General features: G+C 65.9%; 21 protein-coding genes and 3 pseudogenes. 10 read left to right on the top strand and 14 right to left on the bottom strand.

Annotated features, from left to right (window positions below):
- Positions 1–40 precede the first annotated feature (40 nt).
- The 5 genes from UNPF46_RS23665 to UNPF46_RS23645 form a co-directional block, all read right to left on the bottom strand.
- Positions 41–457 (bottom strand): DUF2946 family protein, encoded by a 417-nt coding sequence (locus tag UNPF46_RS23665; protein WP_100176328.1) that lies wholly within the window; start codon positions 455–457, stop codon positions 41–43.
- A 407-nt stretch (positions 458–864) separates the two neighbouring features.
- Positions 865–2,928, bottom strand: a complete 2,064-nt coding sequence (locus UNPF46_RS23660) for a hypothetical protein (protein WP_100176327.1) — start codon at positions 2,926–2,928, stop codon at positions 865–867.
- A 7-nt stretch (positions 2,929–2,935) separates the two neighbouring features.
- On the bottom strand, positions 2,936–5,752 hold the full coding sequence (locus UNPF46_RS23655) for a DUF4159 domain-containing protein (RefSeq protein WP_142251616.1): 2,817 nt from the start codon (positions 5,750–5,752) through the stop codon (positions 2,936–2,938).
- A complete protein-coding gene (locus UNPF46_RS23650; RefSeq protein WP_142251615.1) occupies positions 5,749–6,693 on the bottom strand; it encodes a DUF58 domain-containing protein in 945 nt (314 codons plus the stop codon). The genes UNPF46_RS23655 and UNPF46_RS23650 overlap by 4 nt, the downstream gene beginning before the upstream one ends.
- Positions 6,693–7,691 (bottom strand): AAA family ATPase, encoded by a 999-nt coding sequence (locus UNPF46_RS23645; RefSeq protein WP_100176324.1) that lies wholly within the window; start codon positions 7,689–7,691, stop codon positions 6,693–6,695. The genes UNPF46_RS23650 and UNPF46_RS23645 overlap by 1 nt, the downstream gene beginning before the upstream one ends.
- Before the next feature lie 268 nt (positions 7,692–7,959).
- Between UNPF46_RS23645 and UNPF46_RS23640 the strand changes: the two genes are divergently transcribed.
- Genes UNPF46_RS23640 through UNPF46_RS23625 form a run of 4 tightly spaced genes read left to right on the top strand, consistent with a single transcriptional unit; the run spans position 7,960 to position 10,778 of the window.
- Positions 7,960–8,571, top strand: coding sequence for a DUF1285 domain-containing protein (locus tag UNPF46_RS23640; protein ID WP_142251614.1), 612 nt, complete (start codon positions 7,960–7,962; stop codon positions 8,569–8,571).
- Complete coding sequence (locus tag UNPF46_RS23635; protein ID WP_097666124.1) at positions 8,568–9,239, top strand: CoA pyrophosphatase; 672 nt, start codon at positions 8,568–8,570, stop codon at positions 9,237–9,239. The genes UNPF46_RS23640 and UNPF46_RS23635 overlap by 4 nt, the downstream gene beginning before the upstream one ends.
- The gene (locus tag UNPF46_RS23630) at positions 9,236–9,499 is read left to right on the top strand and encodes a DUF6111 family protein (protein WP_097666125.1); all 264 of its coding nucleotides are present in this window, start codon (positions 9,236–9,238) and stop codon (positions 9,497–9,499) included. Before UNPF46_RS23635 ends, UNPF46_RS23630 begins: the two co-directional genes overlap by 4 nt.
- A gap of 10 nt (positions 9,500–9,509) precedes the next feature.
- Positions 9,510–10,778: a CCA tRNA nucleotidyltransferase gene (locus UNPF46_RS23625; RefSeq protein WP_142251613.1), complete on the top strand. Its 1,269-nt coding sequence runs from the start codon at positions 9,510–9,512 to the stop codon at positions 10,776–10,778.
- A 55-nt stretch (positions 10,779–10,833) separates the two neighbouring features.
- Here the strand turns inward: UNPF46_RS23625 and UNPF46_RS23620 are convergent, their stop codons facing one another.
- Complete coding sequence (locus UNPF46_RS23620) at positions 10,834–11,817, bottom strand: AraC family transcriptional regulator (RefSeq protein ID WP_181770080.1); 984 nt, start codon at positions 11,815–11,817, stop codon at positions 10,834–10,836.
- Positions 11,818–12,107: 290 nt separating this feature from the next.
- Between UNPF46_RS23620 and UNPF46_RS23615 the strand changes: the two genes are divergently transcribed.
- The 3 genes and pseudogenes from UNPF46_RS23615 (at position 12,108) to UNPF46_RS23610 (ending at position 13,950) form a co-directional block, all read left to right on the top strand.
- Positions 12,108–12,956, top strand: a complete 849-nt coding sequence (locus UNPF46_RS23615) for an outer membrane protein (RefSeq protein ID WP_181770079.1) — start codon at positions 12,108–12,110, stop codon at positions 12,954–12,956.
- A 95-nt stretch (positions 12,957–13,051) separates the two neighbouring features.
- A pseudogene (locus tag UNPF46_RS38750) lies at positions 13,052–13,183 on the top strand (CCA tRNA nucleotidyltransferase); the annotation flags it as partial.
- Positions 13,180–13,950, top strand: a complete 771-nt coding sequence (locus tag UNPF46_RS23610; protein ID WP_100176321.1) for a sulfite exporter TauE/SafE family protein — start codon at positions 13,180–13,182, stop codon at positions 13,948–13,950. The pseudogene UNPF46_RS38750 and the gene UNPF46_RS23610, both read left to right, overlap by 4 nt.
- An 11-nt stretch (positions 13,951–13,961) precedes the next feature.
- Here the strand turns inward: UNPF46_RS23610 and UNPF46_RS23605 are convergent.
- The 8 genes and pseudogenes from UNPF46_RS23605 to UNPF46_RS23570 form a co-directional block, all read right to left on the bottom strand.
- Positions 13,962–14,120: pseudogene (locus UNPF46_RS23605) on the bottom strand (winged helix-turn-helix transcriptional regulator); the annotation flags it as partial.
- Between the two features lie 41 nt (positions 14,121–14,161).
- The gene (locus UNPF46_RS23600) at positions 14,162–14,374 is read right to left on the bottom strand and encodes a YodC family protein (protein WP_142251609.1); all 213 of its coding nucleotides are present in this window, start codon (positions 14,372–14,374) and stop codon (positions 14,162–14,164) included.
- 104 nt (positions 14,375–14,478) lie between these two features.
- On the bottom strand, positions 14,479–14,931 hold the full coding sequence (locus UNPF46_RS23595; RefSeq protein WP_181770078.1) for a GNAT family N-acetyltransferase: 453 nt from the start codon (positions 14,929–14,931) through the stop codon (positions 14,479–14,481).
- 219 nt (positions 14,932–15,150) lie between these two features.
- Positions 15,151–16,197, bottom strand: a complete 1,047-nt coding sequence (locus UNPF46_RS23590; RefSeq protein ID WP_142251607.1) for a hypothetical protein — start codon at positions 16,195–16,197, stop codon at positions 15,151–15,153.
- Positions 16,198–16,498: 301 nt separating this feature from the next.
- Positions 16,499–17,257 (bottom strand): HAD family hydrolase, encoded by a 759-nt coding sequence (locus tag UNPF46_RS23585; RefSeq protein ID WP_142251606.1) that lies wholly within the window; start codon positions 17,255–17,257, stop codon positions 16,499–16,501.
- Positions 17,248–18,045 (bottom strand): annotated as a pseudogene (hemF, locus tag UNPF46_RS23580) (oxygen-dependent coproporphyrinogen oxidase); the annotation flags it as partial. The pseudogene hemF and the gene UNPF46_RS23585, both read right to left, overlap by 10 nt.
- Before the next feature lie 110 nt (positions 18,046–18,155).
- Positions 18,156–18,788, bottom strand: a complete 633-nt coding sequence (gene queE, locus UNPF46_RS23575; RefSeq protein ID WP_142251605.1) for a 7-carboxy-7-deazaguanine synthase — start codon at positions 18,786–18,788, stop codon at positions 18,156–18,158.
- A gap of 33 nt (positions 18,789–18,821) precedes the next feature.
- Entirely contained in the window at positions 18,822–19,280 is a 459-nt protein-coding gene (locus UNPF46_RS23570; RefSeq protein ID WP_100176310.1) for a tRNA (cytidine(34)-2'-O)-methyltransferase, read from the bottom strand.
- A 276-nt stretch (positions 19,281–19,556) separates the two neighbouring features.
- Between UNPF46_RS23570 and petA the strand changes: the two genes are divergently transcribed.
- The 3 genes from petA (at position 19,557) to UNPF46_RS23555 (ending at position 23,128) form a co-directional block, all read left to right on the top strand.
- Complete coding sequence (petA, locus tag UNPF46_RS23565; protein WP_100176309.1) at positions 19,557–20,087, top strand: ubiquinol-cytochrome c reductase iron-sulfur subunit; 531 nt, start codon at positions 19,557–19,559, stop codon at positions 20,085–20,087.
- A gap of 62 nt (positions 20,088–20,149) precedes the next feature.
- Positions 20,150–22,213 (top strand): cytochrome b/c1, encoded by a 2,064-nt coding sequence (fbcH, locus tag UNPF46_RS23560; RefSeq protein ID WP_100176308.1) that lies wholly within the window; start codon positions 20,150–20,152, stop codon positions 22,211–22,213.
- 240 nt (positions 22,214–22,453) lie between these two features.
- A complete protein-coding gene (locus UNPF46_RS23555; protein ID WP_100176307.1) occupies positions 22,454–23,128 on the top strand; it encodes a dienelactone hydrolase family protein in 675 nt (224 codons plus the stop codon).
- Positions 23,129–23,130 lie beyond the last annotated feature (2 nt).

Below are 23,130 nucleotides of genomic sequence, written 5' to 3'. Positions count from 1 at the left end.
CCTGAAAGCGGCGAGGCTGGGTGTGATCAAGCGTTGGAGGTCAGGACGCGGGAGGCGCGCGCGGCTGGAACGCCGTGCCGGCCGATTTCAGATGGATGAATTCGGCATCGGTGGTGCGGTAGAGCAGGTCGATCGCCTGCGGCAGCTGCAGCAGAGGCGGCGTCGCGAACAGGATCGTGCCCGCCATCGCGACCAATGCGCAGATCGCGCAATTGTCCTCGCCCGGCTGCTCGCGGTCGGGGCTCGCGGGCGATTGCTTCTGGACCGCGGCGCGCTCGACCGCAGCAACGCTCCTGACGCCGTTCTTGGCGCCGTCGGTCTGCTGCAGCGTGGCTTGGGCCAGCGGAGCAGCCTGCGCGAACCAATGGCTGTGGCCGAACGTCAGCGCGAACTGCACCAGCATCGCGAAGATCGCGAGCCGGGCGCCGTGCCTGATATTCGACCGGAACCACTTCATCTGGAAACGCCACCCCACATCGCGAGGCACCGATCCCCTCGGCATTCTGCGATGTTATAATGTAACATCGCAGGAACGGCCGGCTTATGTCAACGGCGGTCAGGCGATCTCGCGCGGGTGGCCGCGCGATGTGTCGTCCGGGCAACTCAAGCTTAATGAGCTGAAGTCGAACCGCCGAGTGCGGGCTACATCGGTGCTCTCTCCGTTCCCTCCCCCCTTGTGGGGGAGGGGCAGGGAGGGGGGCCCACACGGGGACTCTTTCCGTCGCGCACCTGCACGCGATGTATCGCTAACAATCGGCAGCTTTTCCTGGGCCACCCCTCTCCCTAGCCCTCCCCCACAAGGGGGAAGGGAACGCACCGCCGTCGCAGCGCTAGGCGAGTCTCATCTCGTTGCGCCCTAAGAGCTCACCGCCCTTCGCGCACCCACGTCGCGGCAAACGCCCCGAGCAGCAGCAGAAGGCCGATCAGGCCGGCAAAGATCGGCAGCACGCCGACGCCCTTGACGACGCTGGCATCGCGCATCCGCACGCCCATCCAGCCGTCGCCGGCGAAGACGCTGGCCGAACGCACCGGCAGGATGCGCGGCAGCTCGACGCTGGCACTGTTCGCCACGCGCACGGCGCTGCCGCCGGTTGCCTGCGTCAGCGGTTTCAAGGTCTCGACCGTGGAGGTGACCTCCGAAAACTCCTTCGGATTGGTCGGGCCGACATTGATCAGCGCCTTCAGCGTGCCGTCGGTGGCTTGCCACAGCCCGAGCTCGCTCGCCGGCAGGTTGGCGCGCCATTCGCCGGGCTCGCCGGGGCTCAGCGTCAAATCGCGCGACACGCCGGACGGCGAGGTCACGCTCACCGGCTGGACGCTGTCCGCCATGGTCTGGCGCACCACGACGAGATCCTTGCCTTGCACCTGGAGACGCAGCGCCTCCTCGTCGAGGTCGGGCTGCTTCATCAGCCAGTGCGACATCCGCCTGAGCAGGTCGAGATGCGGCCCGCCGCCCTCATAGCCGCGCGCCCACAGCCAGATGTGGTCGGAGAGCAGAAGCGCGACGCGGCCCTCGCCGAAGCGCGACAGGAACAGAAGCGGCTTGCCGTCCGCCCCCGTCATCACCGGCGGGTTGACGGAATTGCGGGTGTCGACGGTGCGGAAGAACCGGCTCCAGCGCGGCGGCTCGGAGGCCGAGCCCTCCAGGGCGCGCGTGACGGGATGGCGTTTGCCGATGTCCGACAGATGCGCATAGAACGGCTTCTCGGTCACGCCGACCGGCTCGGCCGGCAGCACCGAATCCAGGGGCGTGCGCCAGATGCTGGTGTTGGAGGCGTAGTCGGGGCCGGCCGAGACCAGCACGGCACCGCCCGAGCGCACATAGCGCGCGATGTTGTCGAAATAGGCGATCGGCAGCACGCCCTGGCGGGCATAGCGGTCGAAGATGATCAGCTGGAATTCGTTGATCTTCTGCTGGAACAATTCGCGGGTCGGAAACGCGATCAGCGACAATTCGTTGATCGGCGTGCCGTCCTGCTTTTCCGGCGGACGCAGAATGGTGAAATGCACGAGATCGACGCTGGCGTCGGACTTCAGCAGGTTGCGCCAGGTGCGCTCGCCGGAATGCGGCTCGCCCGAGACCAGCAGCACGCGCAGCTTGTCGCGCACGCCGTCGATGGCGACGACGGCGCGGTTGTTCACCGGCGTCAGCTCTCTCTCCAGCGGCGAGGCCTCGATCTCGACGATGTTCGGGCCGGCGTGCTTGATGTCGACGTCGACGCTCGCGCTCTGGCCGCTCGAGAGCGTGCGCTCGTTGATGACCTCGCCGTCCCTGCGGATCGTGACCTTGGCGCGCTCGCCCGTCACACCCTGGTCGTCGAGGCGGTAGGAGATGGTCTGGGTCTGGCCGACGATGCCGAAGCGCGGCGCGGCCGTGATCGCGATGCGCCGATCGCGCTCGTCCTTTTGGCCGGTGATCAGCGCATGCACCGGCGCCTGGAAGCCGAGCGCGGCGGCGTTCGCCGGAATGTCGTGGACCCGGCCGTCGGTGATCAGGAAGGCGCCGGCGACGCGGTCGACCGGCACGTCCGACAATGCCGAGGCGAGCGCGCCGAACAGTTTTGTGCCGTCGGTCTCGCCGTCGGCCTGCCCGGCATCGACGACACGCACCTCGAGCCCCTTGATCTTCTTCAGATTGTCGACCAGCGCTTCCTGCGCCTGCGCGGCCTCGCGGTTGCGGCTGCCGAAATTCTGGCTCGGGCTCTTGTCGACGACGATGGCTGCGACCGAGGTGAGGGGCTCGCGGTCCTCGCGGGTGAAGGAGGGGTTGGCGAGCGCGAGCAGGAAGAGCGCCAGCGCGGCCACGCGCACGGCGGCGCCGCGCGCACGTGCCACCAGCAGCACGATCGCAATGACGACGATCGCGGCGAGCGCGATCCACAGCACGATCGTGGGGACAAGCGGCGTGAATGCGATGCCGTAGTTCATCTCAATCCTATTGTCCCAGCCGTTCGATCAGGGCCGGTGCGTGCACCTGGTCGGCCTTGTAGTTGCCGGTCAGCGTGTACATCACGATGTTGGCGCCGGCGCGGTAGGCGAATTCGCGCTGGCGGGTGTCGCCGCCGGTCACCGGCAGCATGGCCTGGCCGTCGGGCCGTACGGCCCAGGCGCCGGCAAGATCGTTCGAGGTGATGATGATCGGCGAGACGCCGTCGCCGCCGCGCGCCGGCCGCTGCGCGTTGTCCTCGTCCTCGTCTTCGCGCGGCAGGGTCTCGACCCAGGTCTGTCCGGTGACGAAGCGGCCGGGGAAGTCGCGGAGCAGATAGAAGGTCTTGGTCAGCACGTGCTCGCGCGGCACCGGCTCGAGCTCGGGCACGTCGAGCGAGGACAGGATCTCGCGCAGCGTCTGCATGCCCGGGGTCTGCGCAGCGCCGTTGGCGCCGGGCGGCGCTTCGATCGCGTCGCGGGTGTCGAACAGCACGGTGCCGCCCTGCTTCATGTAGGCGTCGATCTTGTTGATGGCGTCCTGCGGCGGCTTGGGCGCGCCCGGCACGATCGGCCAGTAGATCAGCGGGAAGAAGGCGAGCTCGTCGCGCGCGGGATCGATCCCGACGGGGTCGCCGGCCTCGAGCGCGGTGCGCTGCACCAAGAACAGCGTCAGTCCGGACATGCCGGCCTTGACGATGGAATCGACGTCGGCATTGCCTGTCACGACATAGGCGAGGCGGGTCTGCGCCGTCGCTCTCATCGCGAAATCGTCCGCGGCGCTGTCGGCGCGTGACGGCGTCGGCGAGAGCGAGACGAGGCCCGCGAACACGAGGCCAAGGACGATCATGGCGGGCGCGGCGCGGCGGCGCAGCAGCGCGGCTAGTCCGCCGCCGAGCACCGCGACGATGATGGCGTCGATCAGGAACAGCGCGAGCGCCGTCGACAGCAGCCAGCCGCGCAGATCCCGCGGCTCGGCATTGGTGTAGGTGGCGTGCCGGGCGCGCAGGCTCGCGGTGTTGAGGGCCGCGATGCGGTCGGCGGCAGCAAGCGTGTTCACGGCGAGCGGTCCTTCGGCCGGCCCATAGAAGCCCGGCGGATGATCTGATGTGGCGCGGTCGCGGTAGTCCGCGGGCAGGGGCTTTGCAGTCACCGGCGGCGGGCCGAACGCACCAAAGCCGTCGAGGATGTGCAGCGGCGCCACCGTTTCAATGGTCGCTTCGCCGGCGACGCCTGCGCCGGGCTTGGACGTGTAGCCGGACATGTCGACCACCCGCCGCAGCATCTCGACGAAGGTGCCCGACATCGGCAGGTCAGACCAGCGCATGTCGGCGCTGACATGGAACAGGCTGACCAGCCCCTTGCCGCGATGCTCGCCGGTGACCAGCGGCGTGCCGTCTTCCAGCGAGGCCCAGCTCTTGGTGGCGAGCACCGCGTCGGGCTCGGCCAGCACTTGGCGGCTCACGGTGACGTCCTTGGGGACCGCGACGCCGGCGAACGGGCCATCGCCGGCGAAGGAAGCCAGATGCTGCGGCTTCTCCCAGGTCAGGCTGCCGCCGAGCGTGCGGCCGCCCTTGCGCAGCTTGACCGGCACGAGGTCGTCCTCGGCCTGCGCCAGGCGGGGCCCAGCGAACCGCACCAGCACGCCGCCCTGGTCGATCCAGGCATTGAGGCGCTCGCGCAGCTCCGGCGCGATGGTGCCGACATCGGCGAGGATGATCATCGGCAGCTTCTGATCGAGGAATTGCGTGATGCCCTGCTGCGGCGAGCCCTTGTCGGCGAGCCTGACGTCGGCGAACGGCGCCAGCGCGCGGGTGAGATAGAAGGTCGGCGCCAGCAGCGGCTGCGCGGTCTCGCTGGTCGAGCCCGAGACGATGCCGATGGCGCGGCGGCGCCAGCGCTTGTCGAGCAGCTGCACCGCGCCGGCGGAGCGCTCGCCCGAGATTTCGAGCCGGGTGATGTCGTTGCGCAGCTCGACCGGCAGATCGAACGCGGCGTCGGTCTCCTTGTCCTGCGGGCCGAACGAGAAGCGCGCCTCGCCGATCGGCGAGGCCTTCTGGTCCAGCGCGCGCACGGTGCCGACCGCGATGCCGCTGTCGGTGCGCAGCACCTTCACCGTCATCCTGGCGGCGGCGTTCTCGGCCGCAACCAGCGCCAGCGGCGCGGAGGTGCCGCCTTCGAAGATGGTCAGGCTGCGCTCGCCGATGGTCTTGCCGAGGCCGGCCACGAAGTCCTCGCCGCGGCCGGTATCGACGCCGTCGGACAGCCAGGCAATCTCGCAATCGCCGGTCGCTTTGAGGAAACGGTCGACCGCAGCCAGCGTCTCGACGCGGTCGATCGAATAGGGCTTTGGCGCGAGCTGGCGCAGCGCGACGCGGGCCGCACCCGCCGGCATCAGCGTGATGTCGCGGTTCGGCTCGGACAGCGGCACCAGCGCGATGGCGCGGCGGTCGTTGTCCGCATTGGCGATCAGCTCGTCGGCGGCCCTGATCCTGACGTCCCAGTGCGAGGCTGCGCTCCAGCCGTCGTCGAGCATGATCATGAGCGGCGCCTTGCTGCCGGCTGCGCCGACTTGCGGATTCCAGATCGGGCCGGCGGCGGCGAAGATGACGAGCGCTGCGGCGAGCAGGCGGAGCGCGGTCAGCCACCACGGCGTTCGCGACGGCGTCTCCTCGCGCGGGGCGATGTCGAACAACAGGCGCGTCGGCGGAAACTCGATGCGGCGCGGCCGCGGTGGCATCACGCGGAGCAGCCACCACAGCACCGGCAGGCTGACGAGGCCGATCAGGAGCAGCGGTTCGGTGAAGGCGAGCGGCAATCCCATCATGCGGCCGGCCCCGCCTTGATCGTGGTGGTGCGGGCGCCCGACTTGCTCACCTGCATGCCGGCATGCAGGAACAGTAGAAGCTCCGCCGCGGAGCGGTCGGTGGCGTGCATGGTGAACAGCCAGTCGAGCTTGCTCGTCTCGGCGCGGATCTGGTCGCGGTGCAGTGCGAGCCGCGCGGTGTAATCCTGCGCCCAGCTCTCGGCGCGGCCGGCGGTGATCACGCCGAAGCCCTCGGGCTCGACGAACTCGACGCGGCCGGAATAGGGGAACGATTCTTCGGCGGGATCGACGACCTGCACCAGCGTGCCGTGCGCGCCGGAGCCGGAGAGTCCCGCGAGCGTCGTCCTGATCTCGGAGATCGGCGACCAGAAATCCGACAGCACGATGATCTCGGCGAGCGCGGAAGGCACGAAGGACGGCGGCAGGCTCAATCGGTCGGCATCGTCATGCAGCATCGCCTGCGCCATCTTGTCGATGACGCTGCGGCTCGCCGTCGGCGCCATCAACCCGGGAATCCCGACGCGTTCGCCACCGGAGACCAGCAGCTCGGCCAGCGCAAAGGCGACGATCAGCGTGCGTTCCAGCTTGGACTCACGCGCGGTCTTCGAGGCGAATGCCATCGAGGGCGAGCGGTCCGGCCAGATCCAGACCGTGTGCGAGGCTTCCCATTCGAGCTCGCGGACATAGAGATGGTCGTCGCGCGCCGAACGGCGCCAGTCGACGTTCTGCGCCGGCTCACCGGAAACGAAGCGGCGGTATTGCCAGAAATTCTCGCCGGAGCCGGCGCGGCGCCGTCCATGCAGGCCGTGGATGACGTTGGCGGCGATGCGGCGGGCCTCGAGCACCAGGCGCGGCAAGGAGGCTGCGAGCGTACGGCTTTCGCCATCGGCACGTCGGATCGCGATGATCTCCTTCGCCGTGTGCCCGGTCTCTGCGGCCATCAACCGATCCGTGTCTTGAGCTGCTTGATCACGTCCGGAATCGTGCGCCCCTCGGCGCGGGCCTGGAACGTCAGCGCCATGCGGTGCTTCAGCACGGGCTCTGCGAGGTCGAGCACGTCGTCGATCGAGGGCGCGAGGCGCCCGTCGATCAGCGCACGCGCGCGCACCGCCAGCATGAGGGATTGGCTGGCGCGCGGGCCGGGGCCCCAGGCGATGAACTTGCCGGCTTCGCCGGCGTCCGGACCCGGGCGGGCCGAGCGCACCAGCGACAGGATGGCTTCGACCACGGAATCGCCGACCGGCAGGCGGCGGATCAGCCGCTGCGCGGTGATCAGCGCGTCCGCCGTCATCGCGCCCTTGGCGAGCGTCTCCTCCGCGCCGGTGGTCTCGAACAGGATACGGCGTTCGGCGTCGCGATCGGGATAGTCGACGTCGATTTCCATCAGGAAGCGGTCGAGCTGCGCTTCGGGCAGCGGGTAGGTGCCTTCCTGCTCCAGCGGGTTTTGCGTGGCCAGCACGTGGAAGGGCTTTGGCAGATCGTGGCGCGCGCCGGCGACGGTGATGTGCTGCTCCTGCATCGCCTGCAGCAGAGCCGATTGCGTGCGCGGTGAGGCGCGGTTGATCTCGTCGGCCATCAGCAGCTGGGCGAACACCGGACCCGAAATGAAGCGGAAGGCGCGCTTGCCCGCGGTGCTCTCGTCCAGCACCTCGGCGCCGAGAATGTCCGACGGCATCAGATCCGGCGTGAACTGGATGCGCTTGGCATCGAGGCCGAGCGTGACGCCGAGCGTCTCGACCAGCTTGGTCTTGGCAAGGCCGGGCACGCCGATCAGCAGCGCATGTCCGCCGGAGAGGATGGTGACCAGCGTATTCTCGATCACCCGATCCTGGCCGAAGATGATGGACGCGATCGCATCCTTCGCAGCGCGAACCTGGCTCGACACCTGCTCGGCCGAACGGACGATCCCGTCCTCGAGTTTCTCGACACTCTCCGCCATCCGTTCGCTCCTTAAAGCCCGCCATGCGGCCTGGGCCGTCATGTCACCACATCGCGCAGGTCATCATTTCAGCTCATGGGCCTTATGCTAGACTTGCAGGAAGGCCATGTATTCGTTGAATTAACCTATCCCCACCTTATCGGCTTCGGGTTATGTACGGCATCACGAAGTGGCGACTTCCACACCGGGCTAATCCGGGGTGGAACCGTTGACCCGATTACAACGTAGACCTGCACCAATCGTGCCAAGGACAAAGTCAGGGCAAACCATGGCGAACCAAGGGCAGAGCGCCGATCGCGGCCTCGAGGGGCTGACGGTCGCTGCCAAGAATGCTGCCAACGCCGAGGGCGGGAAGAAAGGCCTGCCGCCGGTACATCTGTGGAATCCGCCGTTTTGCGGCGATCTCGACATCCGAATCGCCTCCGATGGTACTTGGTTCTACTTGGGGACGCCAATCGGACGTCCGGCGCTGGTGCGGCTGTTCTCGACCATCCTCAAGCGCGAGGGCGACAAGCATTTCCTGGTCACGCCGGTGGAGAAGGTCGGCATCCGCGTCGATGACGCGCCCTTCATGGCGGTCGAGATGCAGAAGGACGGCGAGGGGAAGCATCGCGTGCTGCGCTTCCGCACCAATGTCGACGATTGGGTGACCTGCGATGCCGCGCACCGGCTGCGCTTCGAGCAGGCCGCGGACGGCGGGCTGACGCCGTACTTGCACGTCCGTGCCGATCTCTGGGCCAAGGTCACACGGGCGCTCTATTACGATCTGGTTGACATGGGCGAGGAGCGGATGGTCGATGGCCAGCCGATGTTCGGCGTCGAATCGTCAGGCGAATTCTTCGCCATGGCCGATGCGGAGCAGGTGAGGGCCGCGCTTTGAACAAGCCTATCCTGAAGAGTGATCCGGTTGCGCTCGGCGCGGCGGATTTCTTCGCCCGCTCGAAGGCGAAGCTCGGCTTCGACGTGCCGGCCGGCCTCTACGATCCCAACATCATTCCCGCCTCGGGCGATCCCGGCACCGACAAGATGCTCGAGATCGTCGCGCGCGAGCAGCCGGTGCGCCCGGCGGCTGTCCTGATCGCCGTGGTCGACCATCCCGAGCCCACGATTTTGCTGACGCAGCGTTCGGCGCATCTGAACGACCATGCCGGCCAAATCGCCTTTCCCGGCGGCAAGATCGACGCGACCGATTCCTCGCCGCTCGACGCGGCGCTGCGCGAGGCCGAGGAGGAGGTCGGGCTCTCCAGGGATTTCGTCGAGCCGATCGGTTATCTCGATCTCTACGGCACCGCGTTCGGCTTCCGCATCCTGCCGACGGTCGCGCGGGTGCGGCCGGGCTTTTCGCTCACCATCAACCAATCCGAGGTTGATGACGCCTTCGAGGTGCCGCTATCCTTCCTGATGAACCCGGTGAACCATCAGGTGCACAGCAAGGAATTCCGCGGCATGGAGCGGTTCTACTACGCCATGCCGTTTGCGGAACGTTACATCTGGGGCGCGACGGCCGGAATGCTGCGTGTGCTGTATGAGCGGATCTATTCATCATGATCCGGCCGGTTCTGACCGAGATCGGAATCTTCCTCATTCCCTTTGCCGTCTATGCGCTGTTCCTGGCCGCCACGCGGTCCGGCCTGTTCGCACGTTCGTCCTGGCCAGTCACCATCGTCGCGCGCCTTGTCCTGGCTGCGCTCGTGCTTGTCATCGCGGGGCTGATCGGCTTTGCGCATTTCTCCGGCGCCGCCCCGGATTCGACCTACGTTCCCGCCCATATCGAGAACGGCAGGCTGGTGCCGGGCGTGGAGAAATAGGGACAGCACGATGAGCGCGGAGCCGATACTTGCGCCGATTCTTGCCGATGCCCCCTGGCTGACCGCAGGCGGGACCGCGCGCGTCCTGGCGCTGCTCAATGCCGGCGGCGAGGAGGCGCGGGTGGTCGGCGGCGCCGTGCGCAACGCGCTGCTCGGTCTCAAACCCGGCGACATCGACATCGCAACCACGGCGCGGCCCGAGGAGGTGATCCGGCGCGCCAAGGCCGCCGGCATCAAGAGCGTGCCGACCGGCATCGATCACGGCACCGTCACGCTGGTCATCGACAGCCATCCCTATGAGGTCACGACGCTGCGCGAGGACACCGAAACCTTCGGCCGCAAGGCCAAGGTCGCGTTCGGCCGCGACTGGGTGAAGGATGCCGAGCGGCGCGACTTCACCATGAACGGCCTGTCGGTCGACGCGCGCGGCGTCGTCTACGATCATGTCGGCGGTATTGCCGATGCGAAAGCGCGCCGCGTGCGCTTCATCGGCGATCCCGACCAGCGCATCGCCGAGGATTATCTGCGCATCCTGCGCTTCTTCCGCATCCACGCCGCCTTCGGCGCCGGCGATCCCGACCGCGACGGCACTCTCGCCTGCATCCGCGGACGCGCCGGCCTTGCCAGCTTGTCGGCCGAGCGGGTGCGGATGGAGATGCTGAAGCTGCTGGTGACATCGGGCGCATCCGCGGCCGCGCTGGCCATGGCCGAGGGCGGCTTGCTGCAGGCGCTGGTCGGCGGCGTCGTCTACACCGGGCCGCTGACGACGATGATCGCGATCGAGCGCGAGCTCGGCCTCACCGCGAGCAGCACGCGGCGCCTCGCCGCGCTGACCGTCGCCGTAACTGAAGATGCCAAGCGCGTCGCCGCGCGCCTGCGGCTCTCAAATGCCGAGACCAAGGCGCTGGATTCGATGGGCCACCGCTGGTGGCGCCTCGCCGCCAAGGACGAGGCCAATGCGCGGCGGCTGCTCTACCGGCTCGGGCCTGAGCGCTATCACGATCGCGTGTTGCTTGGCTGGGCGAGGAGCGGCGGCGATGTCACTTCAACGCACTGGCGTGCGCTTGCCGAGCTGCCGCAGCGCTGGATTGCGCCGAAATTTCCGCTGAAGGCCGCCGACTTCATCGCGCGCGGCCTCGCCGAAGGGCCCGCGCTCGGACACGTGTTGACGCTCGCCGAGGACGCTTGGCTTGCGGCGGATTTTCCACTGGAGGAAGCCGCGCTCGCTGCCATCGCCGACCAAGCTGCGGCACGCGTCAGCCGCGACGGAAAATCGTGACCACCGCCTCAGGCTTCGCCGGCATCTCGATACTTCAGCTCCCGCCGTTCGCCAATCATGTACCGGCTTGGTTCGTTCCCATGCGATATTGCGTCGGTGAGCAGCCGAACTGGGCGCGGAAGCGGCGATTGAAGTAAGTCACTTCATTGAAGCCGCAGACGAAGGCGATGTCACTGACCTTGGTGCCATCGTAGCGAACGTCAGACAGCATCGCCCGTGCCTTCTGCAACCGCAGTTCAAGGACACGCTCGGAGAATGTCGAGCCGCTTTCAAGCAGTAGGTCGCTCACATAGCGACGGGACAGGTTGAGGGCGGCCGCGATGGTCGTGATCGACAGAGACGGCTCGGCGAAGCGCTTCTCGATGATCGCGATCAGCTCGCGCTGCCGCGCCGCGCGCAAGCCGCGTTCCGCGGCGACCTCCCCGACCTCACCACCCGCGCCGAGCGCCAGCGCGATCAAATCCCCGAGCATGGCCTGCGCGTGACGTGTCAACTCCTGGTCCTCGCAGACTTCATCGGCATCAAGGAGAAAATCGACGGTGCGATCGAGATGTCTAACCGCCCGATTGGCGGGGTCGAGCAACATCGCCGGACGACGATCGGCATGCGGAACGAGCTTCAGAATATGCGCACGAGGTATGGACGCCAGATTCCAGGCCGTAAGTCCGTTTGTGAAGCTCGAGACCGGTTGGGCGACGTTGAAGGCGACCACGCTTCCCTGTTTCAGCTCAAACCCTTGGTTTCCCACCGTCCAAAATTGCGGCTGGGGGCTGCGATAGAAGCCGACAAGAATGTCGTCGCGATCATTGGCCACGTGCTTGCGCGTGCGCACGTAATGCTCGGTCGTCGTGGCAAACCGGCTGACGCTCAGTTCGCCAAGAAGGACATTCTTCGACGCGGTATAGAATGGCTTATCGTCGGCGTGCTTCATCTCCGCCTTGCCGAGTTGCTCCATCCATATGTCGTGCCAGAGGCGGAATCGGGCCTTGTCGTTCAGGTGGGATGGAAGCTGGTCCGACGAAAATTCAATCTTCGGCATATCCGTCCAAAATCCTCGCGTGCCGGTTCCCATTGCTATCATGAGGCTGCGCGAATGGCATCCACCGCCAGTCCACCGACGTGATGCAAAAGCGGACCGCCGTGCATTCCAGGCCAAGTTCTGTGCCGGATAGGTCAAGTCTGCTGCTGTCGAGCGTTGCGCCGAAACCACATTCGCCAGCGATCCCGGTGCCTTACCGTTTCGATCAACCCCAGCGCCTTCGCGGACAAGACGACGTGGGCGCCACCCGGTAGTGATTCCGGACGAGGAACTTTCTGGGAATGCCAAACATGAGAAAATTGATCGCGGCCGGACTTGCCGTCTCAGCCATGATGCTGTCGCCGGCATCGGCTGCCGACCTGACGGTGAAGGCAAAGCCCGTCCCGGTCTATGACTGGACGGGATTTTACGCCGGTGTGAACGTCGGCTATGGCTGGGCCGATCGCGACCTGAGTTTTGCCCCGAACGACGACGCCACCCGTCTCTGGTCTCTTTTTGACGGCATCCCGCCACCCGCGTCGTTCAAGACCTCGGGTGCGCTCGGCGGATTGCAGTTCGGCTACAACCGACAGCTCGACAAGGGCTGGCTCGTCGGCCTCGAGGCCGATTTCAACTGGTCCGGTATCAAAGGCTCAGGCATCAGTTCCGGTGTCATGCCCCCCGTGCCGATTCCAGGTCCATACTCGGCACCCTTTGACGAGCGTATCGACTGGTTCGGCACTGTGCGAGCTCGCCTCGGCTACCTGCCGACCAGCACGCTGTTGACCTATGTCACCGGTGGTCTGGCCTACGGTCAGGTCACGCGCAGCGGACGTTACATCAACAACAGCACAGTTGGTTTCACAGGCAATGGACTGCCCGACAACACCGGCTTCACCTGCGCGAGCGGGGCCACCTGCTTTTCCGGAATGTCGCGCGGCGTAACTGCGGGTTGGACGCTGGGCGGTGGATTTGAATACGCTCTCGGAGAGCGCGTCACCCTCAAGGCCGAATATCTCTACGTAAGCCTTGTTGGGAAGAAGATCACCGAAACGGCTCTGGCGGTCTTCATTCCCGGCGAAACGCCGGCCTCGATCAGCGCCAATGCCGGCCACGCCACCTTCAACACCGCGCGCGTCGGTATCAATTATCACTTCTAGAGCCGGTTCTGATTGAATCAGGACCCGGCTCCTTGCGGTCTCCCCGTCGTCCCGAAGCAAAGAGGTGATCGCAGGCGCTGGTCCGCCAGTGATCACCAACCGCTCAACATGTGTTGACATCGCCCGAGGACGCTTGGCTTGCGGCGAATTTTCCCTTAGAGGAAGCCGCGCTCGCTTCCATCGCCGATCAAGCTGCGGCCCGCATCAGCCGCGACGAGAGAACGTGACCATCGTCTCAGCCTTCGCCGACATCTCGATCTTTCAGCTTCTGCTGGTCGCGTTGATGGCGTTGTTTGCTTCGATCATCGGTGGTCTCGCCGGCTACGGCACCGGCGCGCTGATGCCGCTGGTGCTGGTGCCGCTGGTCGGCGCCGAGCCGGTGGTGCCGATCATCGCGATCTCGGCCATCTTCACCAATTGCAGCCGCGCGGTTGCCTACCTGCGCTACGCCGACCGCCGCCGCGCGCTGATCGTGCTCGCCTGTGCCGCGCTGACGACCGCACTCGGCGCCTACGGCTACACGCGGCTGACCAATGCCGGCGCCGCCCTCGTGATCGGCACCATGCTGATCCTGAGCGTGCCGTTGCGCCGCGTGCTCCGCCGCCGAAGCGTGCGGATCGGCGATGGCGGCCTTGCCGCCGGGTCCGTCGGCTACGGCGTGCTGGTCGGCGGCACCTCCGGCTCCGGCGTCATCCTGCTCTCGCTGTTGATGGCCGCGGGCCTCGAGGGCGCCGCCGTGATCGCGACCGACGCCATGATCTCGCTCGGCACCGGCCTCATCAAGATCTCGGTGTTCGGGCTCGCCGGTGCCGTCACGGCGCAGGTGCTTGCCTTCGCGCTGCTGATCGGAGGGATCGCGATCCCCGGCGCCTTCCTCGCAAAGGCTTTCGTCGAGCGGATGCCGGTGCACATCCACACCGCGATCCTGGATGTCGCGGTGATCACGGGCGGGCTGGTGATGATCTCGGCGGCGGCGAGGCAGCTCCTCGGGTAGGTGCTTCCGGCCTACTCCGCCTTGTTTGCACCCACGGGCTCCGCGGCGACCGGAGCACTGCTTGCCCAGGTGAGCAGCGCGTCGATCGCAGGGAATGGAGCCTGGCTCCACTCCGTCAGAGCATACTCGACCTTCGGGGGCACCTGATGATGTACGATAAGTCGGACGATCATGCTCGAGCAAGGCTCGTGCGCAGGCGCTTTAGCCGTGCCTACTCTTCGTCATCGTCGTCGTCGTCCTCGTCTTCATCCTCTTCCTCTTCCTCTTCCACTTGCACAAGCACGGCAAGCGGCAGCGTCTCGCGGAACAGGTCGCCTTCCATACCCATCCAGAGGCAGAGCGCCTCGTCCTGCTTGACTTCCGCAACCGTCAGCGGCTGGCCGCCCGATTTCAACATCACGACGTCGCCGGCTTTCAATTCCATGGAGTGCTCCTCTCGAATGATCGACCCGGAGGAACCTAGCAAGCGGTCATGACATCCCGATCACGCCGCCGGCCGCGTCGGGCTCCGCCGCCAGCATGCCGCAGCTAGCTGTTCGTCAGCAGCAGAAGATGCGGCACCGCCTCGGTGTCGGGGGCCGCGCCCAGGCGTTGGTAGAATTGCATGGCCGACGCGTTGTGCTTCCAGACATCCCAGCCGAGTTTCGTGACACCTTGGCCGGAGGCCCACTCCTTCGCCTTCATCATCAAGGCCTTGCCGACGCCTTTCCTGCGCGCGTCGGCATGCACTGCGATGTCGCTGATGTAGAGGCCTGCCTGAGCGCTGTAGAGCTCGTGGGTCAGGATCCAGGCGATCATGCCCACGACGCGATCTTCGAGCAGCGCGACAAAGAGGTGCATCGGCGCGTGCTCGCGGACATAGAAGGCGACATAGCGGTCGAGCGTCAGGGGTGGCGGCGGCTCTTCGATATGGGCCGCCAATGTCTCCGCGAGGCTACGGACGGTGGCATAATCGCTCGCCTGAGCTCTCCGGATGCTCAATGCTTCCCTCACGATACCGTGCCCTCCCTTGCGCCTTGCTTGAATCTTCCGCGGGTGCTGAAAGCATCCGCAGGGTCATCTACGTGCAAGGTCGAGCGGTCGTTACGTCAGCAGGTGGAATAATTTGTGACGCTCGATGCCGCACCCGCTGTCCTGATCCCGGGCCTGCCAAAGCGGGCATCAGGAAGTAGGGACGACGGTGCGGACTTGCGTGCCGTTCTAGGTGCGCTCGCTCATGATCGGCTGGTTCGGCAGGCATTGGTTGCTGAAGTAGCCGACGGCGCCACGAACGAGCGGAACATGGCAGACGAACCCGGTCGGCCGGTAACGCACCCTGATCCGGTCCAGCTGTGACATGGTCAGCGTCATGAACGCGTCGAGCCGGCGGGCCTGAAGCTGCAACCTGTGCTCGGTGCTGTCCCGCGGCTTCATGCTGTCGGGCTTGCGGTCATCGCCAACCATCACCTGGGCCTGCAGCGGGTTCAACTCGCCCCGGAGCACCTCGAAGCAATGGTGCATCACCAGGACGTGGTGCTTGGCGCTCCACCAGTTGATGGTCACGACCTTCTGCAACGGATCGATCGCGCCGTCGGCGCGCCGCGCACAGAGTTCGACATAGGATTTCAGCCCATTGGCCGTCGGGTCGTTGCAGAGTTCCTCGCTTGGGCGCTTCGCCTCGCCGCCGTTGTAGACGGCTCCCTTGAACTGCGGGAGATTGGCTTCGGCGTCGCAATCGAAATTGTACTTGGTGAGCAGCGTCGCCGTCAGGGGATCCTGGTCGAGGGTGCGCTCCGAGGCCGCGTCGCGTCCGAGATCGCTCGGCCAATCGATGTAGATCTCCGCCTTGCGTGCGAAGATGGCGCCGTTGCGCCGCAGGGCGGTGCGTGCCTTCCAATAATCCGGGAACGTCTCGAACGCCTTCGTGTCTACCGGGATGAAGGCTGGACCGGCCTGCGCCTTCAGCGAACCGAACTGTTCGGGCAGCATGGTCTCCTGCTGCGTCTGCACCTCGGCGAAAGCGTCCGAAATCTCGAGGAAGGTTCGCGTCGCCATGTCCATGTCGGACTTGGCCTGGTCACCCATCTTCTGGTCGTAGGAGCTCATGTACTGGAAGTATCCGCCGACCAGCCCGGTCAAAAGGGTGACGGCCGTCAGGCCCTTGGTGACCGACAGGCGGCTGTCCCAGAATTGAATCCTTTGCCATACGCCCGGGGCGTCGGCCGTCGGCTGTGTGCGCGCTGCTTGCTTCGGAAGGTCGTGCTCCATTGTCGCCTCCAACTCACCACGCCCCATGGCGGAAAGGCTACCGCAATCCCGGATTGCGGCTTGTGAAGCATTTCACGTCAAGTGAGGCAGGCGGGCTGCCGGAAATCGCGCAGGCCGAGCCGTGAGCGGCTGGCTATGGCTCAGGCAAAAATCCGTCCATCGCGGCTTTCGACGATGACATCATACCCCCGTTTTGCCCGACGGATCAAAGCCCGTTTCGTAAAATCAGCAAGCCCTTGATTCTGCTGGGGCCGTCTACTGTGCATGGGGTTGTTTTCGCGTTTTTTGTTTTGGACCCTGCTCAGGACCGGCCCGGCACCAGCTCGGTCAGCGAGCGGATGATGCGGTCGGGCTTGATCGTCGAGCCTTCCGGCAGGCCCTCGCCATGCACGTCGATCCAGATCGAGTAGATGCCGAGGCGCTGGGGCGTCACGACTTCCCATTCCAGATTGTCGCCGATCATCCAGGTGTCCGCAGGCGTGACGCCGAGCGCCTCCATCGCATGCAGATAGGCGCGCTCCTCGGGCTTGCCGAAACCGTGCTCGCCTTCGATCTGGATGTGGTGGAAGCGATGCGCCAGCTCGAAGCGCTCGACCTTGGCGCGCTGCATGTCGGCGGCGCCGTTGGTGACCAGCGCCAGCTTGATGCCGAGTGCCTTCAACTGGTCGATCGCTTCATGCGCGCCTGGGAAGACGAACATCTCCTCCTCGCGATAGGCGGTGAAGCGGTCGGCGAGGCGGATGGCGAGATCGTCCGGCAGGGCGCGATGGCCGGCGGCGGCGAGCGCGGCAAAGCCGCCCTTGACCGTGAGGTGCCGCGCCTCGGCAAGCCTCATCCGCCATGCAGCTTCCGCGTTCGCCCAGAAGTTTCGCGCGAAAGCGAGGACCGTGGTTGCGACCAGCTCGGGCGGCAGCGGCGCAAGCTCGTCGGCGAATTCCTTCGCAATCGTGTTCCAGGCGATCTCGGGCCGGCCATAGGCCGACAGGATGGTGTCGTCCATGTCGATCAGCATGGCGCGGGGGAGGGGCTTCGGGGCAGGCTTCATCGTCGTCACGGCCATTTCACCTCGGGCGGCATCGACGACAGGATCGAATCGACATTGCCGCCGGTCTTGAGCCCGAAGATGGTGCCGCGATCATAGAGCAGGTTGAACTCGACGTAGCGCCCGCGCCGGATCAACTGCTCCTCGCGGTCGGCCGCGGTCCAGGGGCTGGCGAAATTGCGCCTGACGATCTCGGGATAGATCTTCAGGAAGGCGCGGCCGACGTCCTTGGTGAAGGCGAGATCGGCCTCCCAGTCGCCACTGTCGTGCCAGTCGTAGAAGATGCCGCCGATGCCGCGCGCCTCTTTCCGGTGCGGCAGGTAGAAATACTCGTCGCACCACTTCTTGTACTTGTCGTAGTCGGCAACGCCGTTCGGACCGGTGCAGGCCTCCTTCATCGCGGCGTGGAAGGCGATGCTGTCGGCATCCTCCTGCGTGCGCCGTCGGTCGAGCACCGGCGTCAGATCGGCGCCGCCGCCGAACCAGGCTTTCGTGGTGACGACGAAGCGCGTGTTCATGTGCACGGCGGGTACGTTCGGATTGCGCATATGCGCGATCAGCGAGATGCCGGAGGCCCAGAATTTCGGATCGTCCGCGGCACCGGGAATCTGAGCCCGAAATTCGGGCGCGAACTCGCCGTGCACCGTCGAGCAATGCACGCCGACCTTCTCGAACAGCCGGCCGTGCATCATTGACATCACCCCGCCGCCGCCGGGCGCGCCGGTATGATCGGTGCGCTGCCAGGGCGTGCGCTTGAAGCGGCCGGCCTCGCCGGGATAGAGACTCTGCGGGGCGTCGTCCTCGAGCTTCTCGAAGCTCGCGCAGATGTCGTCGCGCAAGGCCTCGAACCAGGTGCGGGCGCGGGCCTTGCGGTCTTCGATCATCGACATGTCCATCTGCATTCGAGGGTCGCGTCCTATCTGATGCCGAGCGATTTATGCGTCTGCACGCTGAGCCGCCATTGCGGATGGCGCAGACAATAGTCGATCGCGCGCGCGGTATTCTCGATCACCCCGGGGCCGTCCATCGGCTGCAGCGAGAAGCGCTCGAAGGCGAGGTTTTCGAACGTCTCGGGCGCGGCGAGGGCCTGTGGATACACCAGCTTCAGCTCGTGGCCCTGACGCAGCACCAGCTCGCTGCCGCCCTTGGGGCTGACACAGATCCAGTCGAGCCCCTCGGGAGCTGCCATGGTGCCGTTGGTCTCGACGCCGATCTCGAAGCCGCGGGCATGGAGCGCCTCGATCAGCGCAGTGTCGACCTGGAGCAGCGGCTCGCCGCCGGTGAGCACCACGTAGCGGTTGGCGTCCGAGGCCGTCCACTGCGCGGCGATGGTATCGGCGAGCTCCGCGGCGGAGCCGTAGCGGCCGCCGAGGGTGCCGTCGGTTCCGACGAAATCCGTGTCGCAGAACTTGCAGGTGGCCTCGAGGCGGTCGGCCTCGCGCCCGCTCCAGAGGTTGCAGCCGGCAAAGCGGCAGAACACGGAGGCGCGCCCGGCATGGGCGCCTTCGCCTTGCAGGGTCAGGAAGATCTCCTTGACCGCGTAACTCAATGGTCTCTCCTCAACCTGTCAGCCTTGAACCTGTCAAACGTGCGGGTTCCGGGTCTGCCGCAGCGCCTCGCCCGCGGCCATCGCCGCCGACATGGCGACATTGAGCGACCGCAGCCCGGCCTTGATCGGGATCACCAGCCGCGCATCCGCGGCCTCGACCACCGCGTCGGTGACGCCGGCGCTCTCGCGCCCGAATAGCAGGATGTCCGACGTCTGGTAACGGAAATCGCGATAGTCGGTGGCGGCCTTGGTAGTGAACAGCAGCAGGCGGTAGCCATGGCCTGTGCGCCACTCCTCGAATTTCAGCCAAGAGTCATGCCTGACGATGCTGACATGGTCGAGGTAATCCATTCCCGCCCGGCGGAACGCGCGGTCGGAGACCGGGAACCCTGCCGGTTCGATGATATGGGCGGCCAATCCCAGGCAGGCGCAGAGCCTGAGAATCGTGCCGGTGTTCTGAGGGATGTCGGGCTGGAAAAGCGCTATCTGCATCGAGGCTGGCGGGTTGGTTGCTGGGCGGAAATGTCTCAATAAAACATCGCCTGCCCGGGAATTCGTGCATGGCACGCTCCCGCGCCGATAGCGGGCTTGCGCTCGCCCGGCAAGGGTGCCAATAGAACGATTCTGGACTGCTGTTTCGCCTGTTTAGAGGCGAATGAGCGAAGTTCTGCCGCCGCGGGGGGCCGCGGGCGCCGGCAGACTGTTCCGGGGACCTTGGGGGCTCCTGGAGCGGTTCCACCGGTGGCATAAGAAGAAAGGGTTGGAATCGTGACGACAGCGTCTTCGGCGGACCATCCGACACGCCGTGATTTCTTATTCGTTGCAACCGGGGCAGCTGCAGCAGTAGGGGGCGCAGCTGCGCTCTGGCCCTTCATCTCCCAAATGAATCCTGACGCCTCGACCATCGCCGCCGGTGCGCCGATCGAGGTCGATCTCAGCCCGGTCGCCGAAGGCCAGGACATCAAGGTGTTCTGGCGCGGCAAGCCGATCTACATCAGCCACCGCACCAAGAAGCAGATCGACGAGGCGCGCGCCGTCAACGTGGCGAGCCTGCCCGATCCTGAGACCGACGAGGCTCGGGTCAAGTCCGGCCACGAGCAATGGCTGGTCGTGATCGGCATCTGCACCCATCTCGGCTGCATCCCGATCGCCCATGAAGGCAATTACGACGGGTTCTTCTGCCCCTGCCATGGTTCGCAGTACGATTCGTCCGGCCGCATCCGCCAGGGGCCCGCGCCCGCGAACCTGCCTGTGCCGCCGTACCAGTTCGTTTCCGACACCAAAATCCAGATCGGCTGAGCCTCGGACCTTCATCCGAAGCTTCGCGCCGTCTCGTCGTATTATTTCCTCAGGATCGCATCATGAGCGGACCATCCGACTACCAGCCGAGCAATCCGGCCCTGCAATGGCTCGAGCGGCGCCTGCCGATCCTCGGCCTCATGCACTCTTCCTTCGTCGTCTATCCCACCCCGCGTAACCTGAATTATTGGTGGACCTTCGGCGCCATCCTCTCCTTCATGCTGGGGATGCAGATCCTGACCGGCGTGATCCTGGCGATGCACTACACGCCGCATGCCGACCTCGCCTTCAAGTCGGTCGAGCTGATCGTCCGTGACGTGAACTACGGCTGGCTGCTGCGCAACATGCACGCCTGCGGCGCGTCGATGTTCTTCTTCGCGGTCTACGTCCACATGCTGCGCGGCCTCTATTACGGCTCCTACAAGGAGCCGCGCGAGGTGCTGTGGATCCTCGGCGTCATCATCTACCTCCTGATGATGGCGACCGGCTTCATGGGCTACGTGCTCCCCTGGGGCCAGATGAGCTTCTGGGGCGCCACCGTCATCACCAATCTGTTCTCCGCCATTCCCTATTTCGGCGAGAGCATCGTGACGCTGCTCTGGGGCGGCTATTCGGTCGGCAACCCGACGCTGAACCGCTTCTTCTCGCTGCACTATCTGCTGCCGTTCCTGATCGCGGGCGTCGTCGTGCTCCACGTCTGGGCGCTGCACGTCGCCGGCCAGAACAATCCTGATGGTGTCGAGCCGAAGACGGAAAAGGACACGGTGCCGTTCACGCCGCACGCGACCATCAAGGATGGCTTCGGCGTTGCCTGCTTCCTGCTGCTCTACGCCTGGTTCATCTTCTACATGCCGAACTATCTCGGCGACGCCGACAACTACATTCCGGCGAACCCGGGCGTGACGCCGCCGCACATCGTGCCGGAATGGTATTACCTGCCGTTCTACGCGATCCTGCGCTCGATCCCGAACAAGCTCGCAGGCGTCATCGGGATGTTCTCGGCGATCATCATCCTGTGCTTCCTGCCCTGGCTCGACGCCGCGAAGACGAGGTCGTCGAAGTACCGCCCGCTGGCCAAGCAGTTCTTCTGGATCTTCGTCGTGGTCTGCATCCTGCTCGGCTATCTCGGCGCGCAACCGCCGGAAGGCATCTACGTGATCGCCGGCCGCGTCCTGACGGTCTGCTACTTCGCCTACTTCCTGATCGTGCTGCCGCTGCTCGCGCGGATCGAGAGGCCGCGACCGGTGCCGAACTCGATCTCGGAGGCGATTCTCGCCAAGGGCGGCAAGGCTGTTGCTTCCGTTGCGGTCATGCTCGTCGCCGCCGGCGCGCTGTTCCTCGGCAGCATGCAGGATGCCCGCGCCTCCGAAGGCAGCGACAAGCCGCCGGGGAACAAATGGTCGTTCTCGGGCCCGTTCGGCAAGTACGATCGCGGCGCGCTCCAGCGCGGCCTGAAGGTGTACAAAGAGGTCTGCGCCAGCTGCCACGGCCTGTCCTACATCGCCTTCCGCAACCTCGCCGAAGCCGGCGGACCCGGCTATTCCGTGGCCCAGGCGGCAGCGTTCGCCTCCGAGTACAAGGTCAAGGACGGCCCGAACGATGCGGGTGACATGTTCGAGCGTCCCGGCCGGCCGGCGGACTATTTCCCCTCGCCATTCCCGAACGAGCAGGCCGCTCGCGCGGCGAACGGCGGTGCGGCGCCGCCCGACCTGTCGCTGATCACCAAGGCGCGCTCCTACGGCCGCGGCTTCCCCTGGTTCATCTTCGACTTCTTCACCCAGTACCAGGAGCAGGGTCCGGATTACGTCTCGGCAGTGCTTCAGGGCTTTGACGATCACGTCCCCGAGGGCGTCACCATCCCGGAAGGCTCGTACTACAACAAGTACTTCCCGGGCCACGCCATCAAGATGCCGAAGCCGCTCAGCGACGGGCAGGTGACCTATGACGACGGCTCGCCGACCACGGTCGCGCAGTACGCCAAGGACGTCACCACGTTCCTGATGTGGACTGCCGAGCCGCACATGGAAGCGCGCAAGCGCCTCGGCTTCCAGGTCTTCGTGTTCCTGATCCTGTTCGCGGGCCTGATGTACTTCACCAAGAAGAAGGTCTGGGCCGACTCGCACTGAGCGGCGCTTGCCGAGACTAGAAATGGAAAAGCCCCCGCAAGGGGGCTTTTTTGTCGCCGTCATTCCGGGGCGATGCGCAGCATCGAGCCCGGAATCCATTCAGCGACCGACTCTGCCGCCCGATGGATTCCGGGTTCGCGCTATCGCGCGCCCCGGAATGACGACAGTGTGGATTGCGCCGCGTGCCCGCACCGGCGAAGATACCACCAACCGCTCCCCAGAAACTCATCGGAGGACACCATGGGAACCGCCATCACCTTCAAGCGTCCGGACGGCAAGGACGCCTCGGGCTATCTCGCCAATGCCGCGCGCGGCAACGCACCGGGCGTCGTCGTGATCCAGGAATGGTGGGGGCTGTCGGACCAGATCAAGGGCCTGTGCGACCGCTTTGCGCTGGCCGGCTTCGATGCGCTGGCGCCCGATCTCTACAAGGGCAAGGTGGTGCCGTATCACGACACGGACAGCGCCAACAAGGAGATGAACTCGCTCGACTTCATGGACGCCACCACGCAGACCGTGCGCGGCGCCGCGCAATATCTGTCGCGCAACGGTGCCAAGGTCGGGCTGACAGGCTTCTGCCTCGGCGGCGCCGTCACCATCATCGGCGCGACCAAGATCCCGGAGCTCGCGGCCGGCGTCGTGTTCTACGGCATCCCCCCGGAGCAGGCGGCCAAGCCAGCCGACGTCAAGATCCCGCTTCAGGCCCATTTCGCCAACAAGGACGATTGGTGCACGCCGGAGCTGGTGGGCGGCTTCGAGACGGCCATGAAGGCCGCCGGCAAGTCGCTGGAGCTGTTCCGCTATGACGCCGAGCACGCCTTCGTCAACGAGCAGCGCCAGGCCGTGCACGACCGCGAAGCCGCCGAGCTCGCCTGGGGCCGGGCGACGGAGTTCTTCAGGAAGCATCTGGGTTGAGA

Source organism: Bradyrhizobium sp. UNPF46 (genome assembly GCF_006658625.1).
GTDB lineage: Bacteria > Pseudomonadota > Alphaproteobacteria > Rhizobiales > Xanthobacteraceae > Bradyrhizobium > Bradyrhizobium nitroreducens.
The sequence above is the reverse complement of the archived record's forward strand: the minus strand, read 5'-3'. Positions and strand labels throughout refer to the sequence as shown.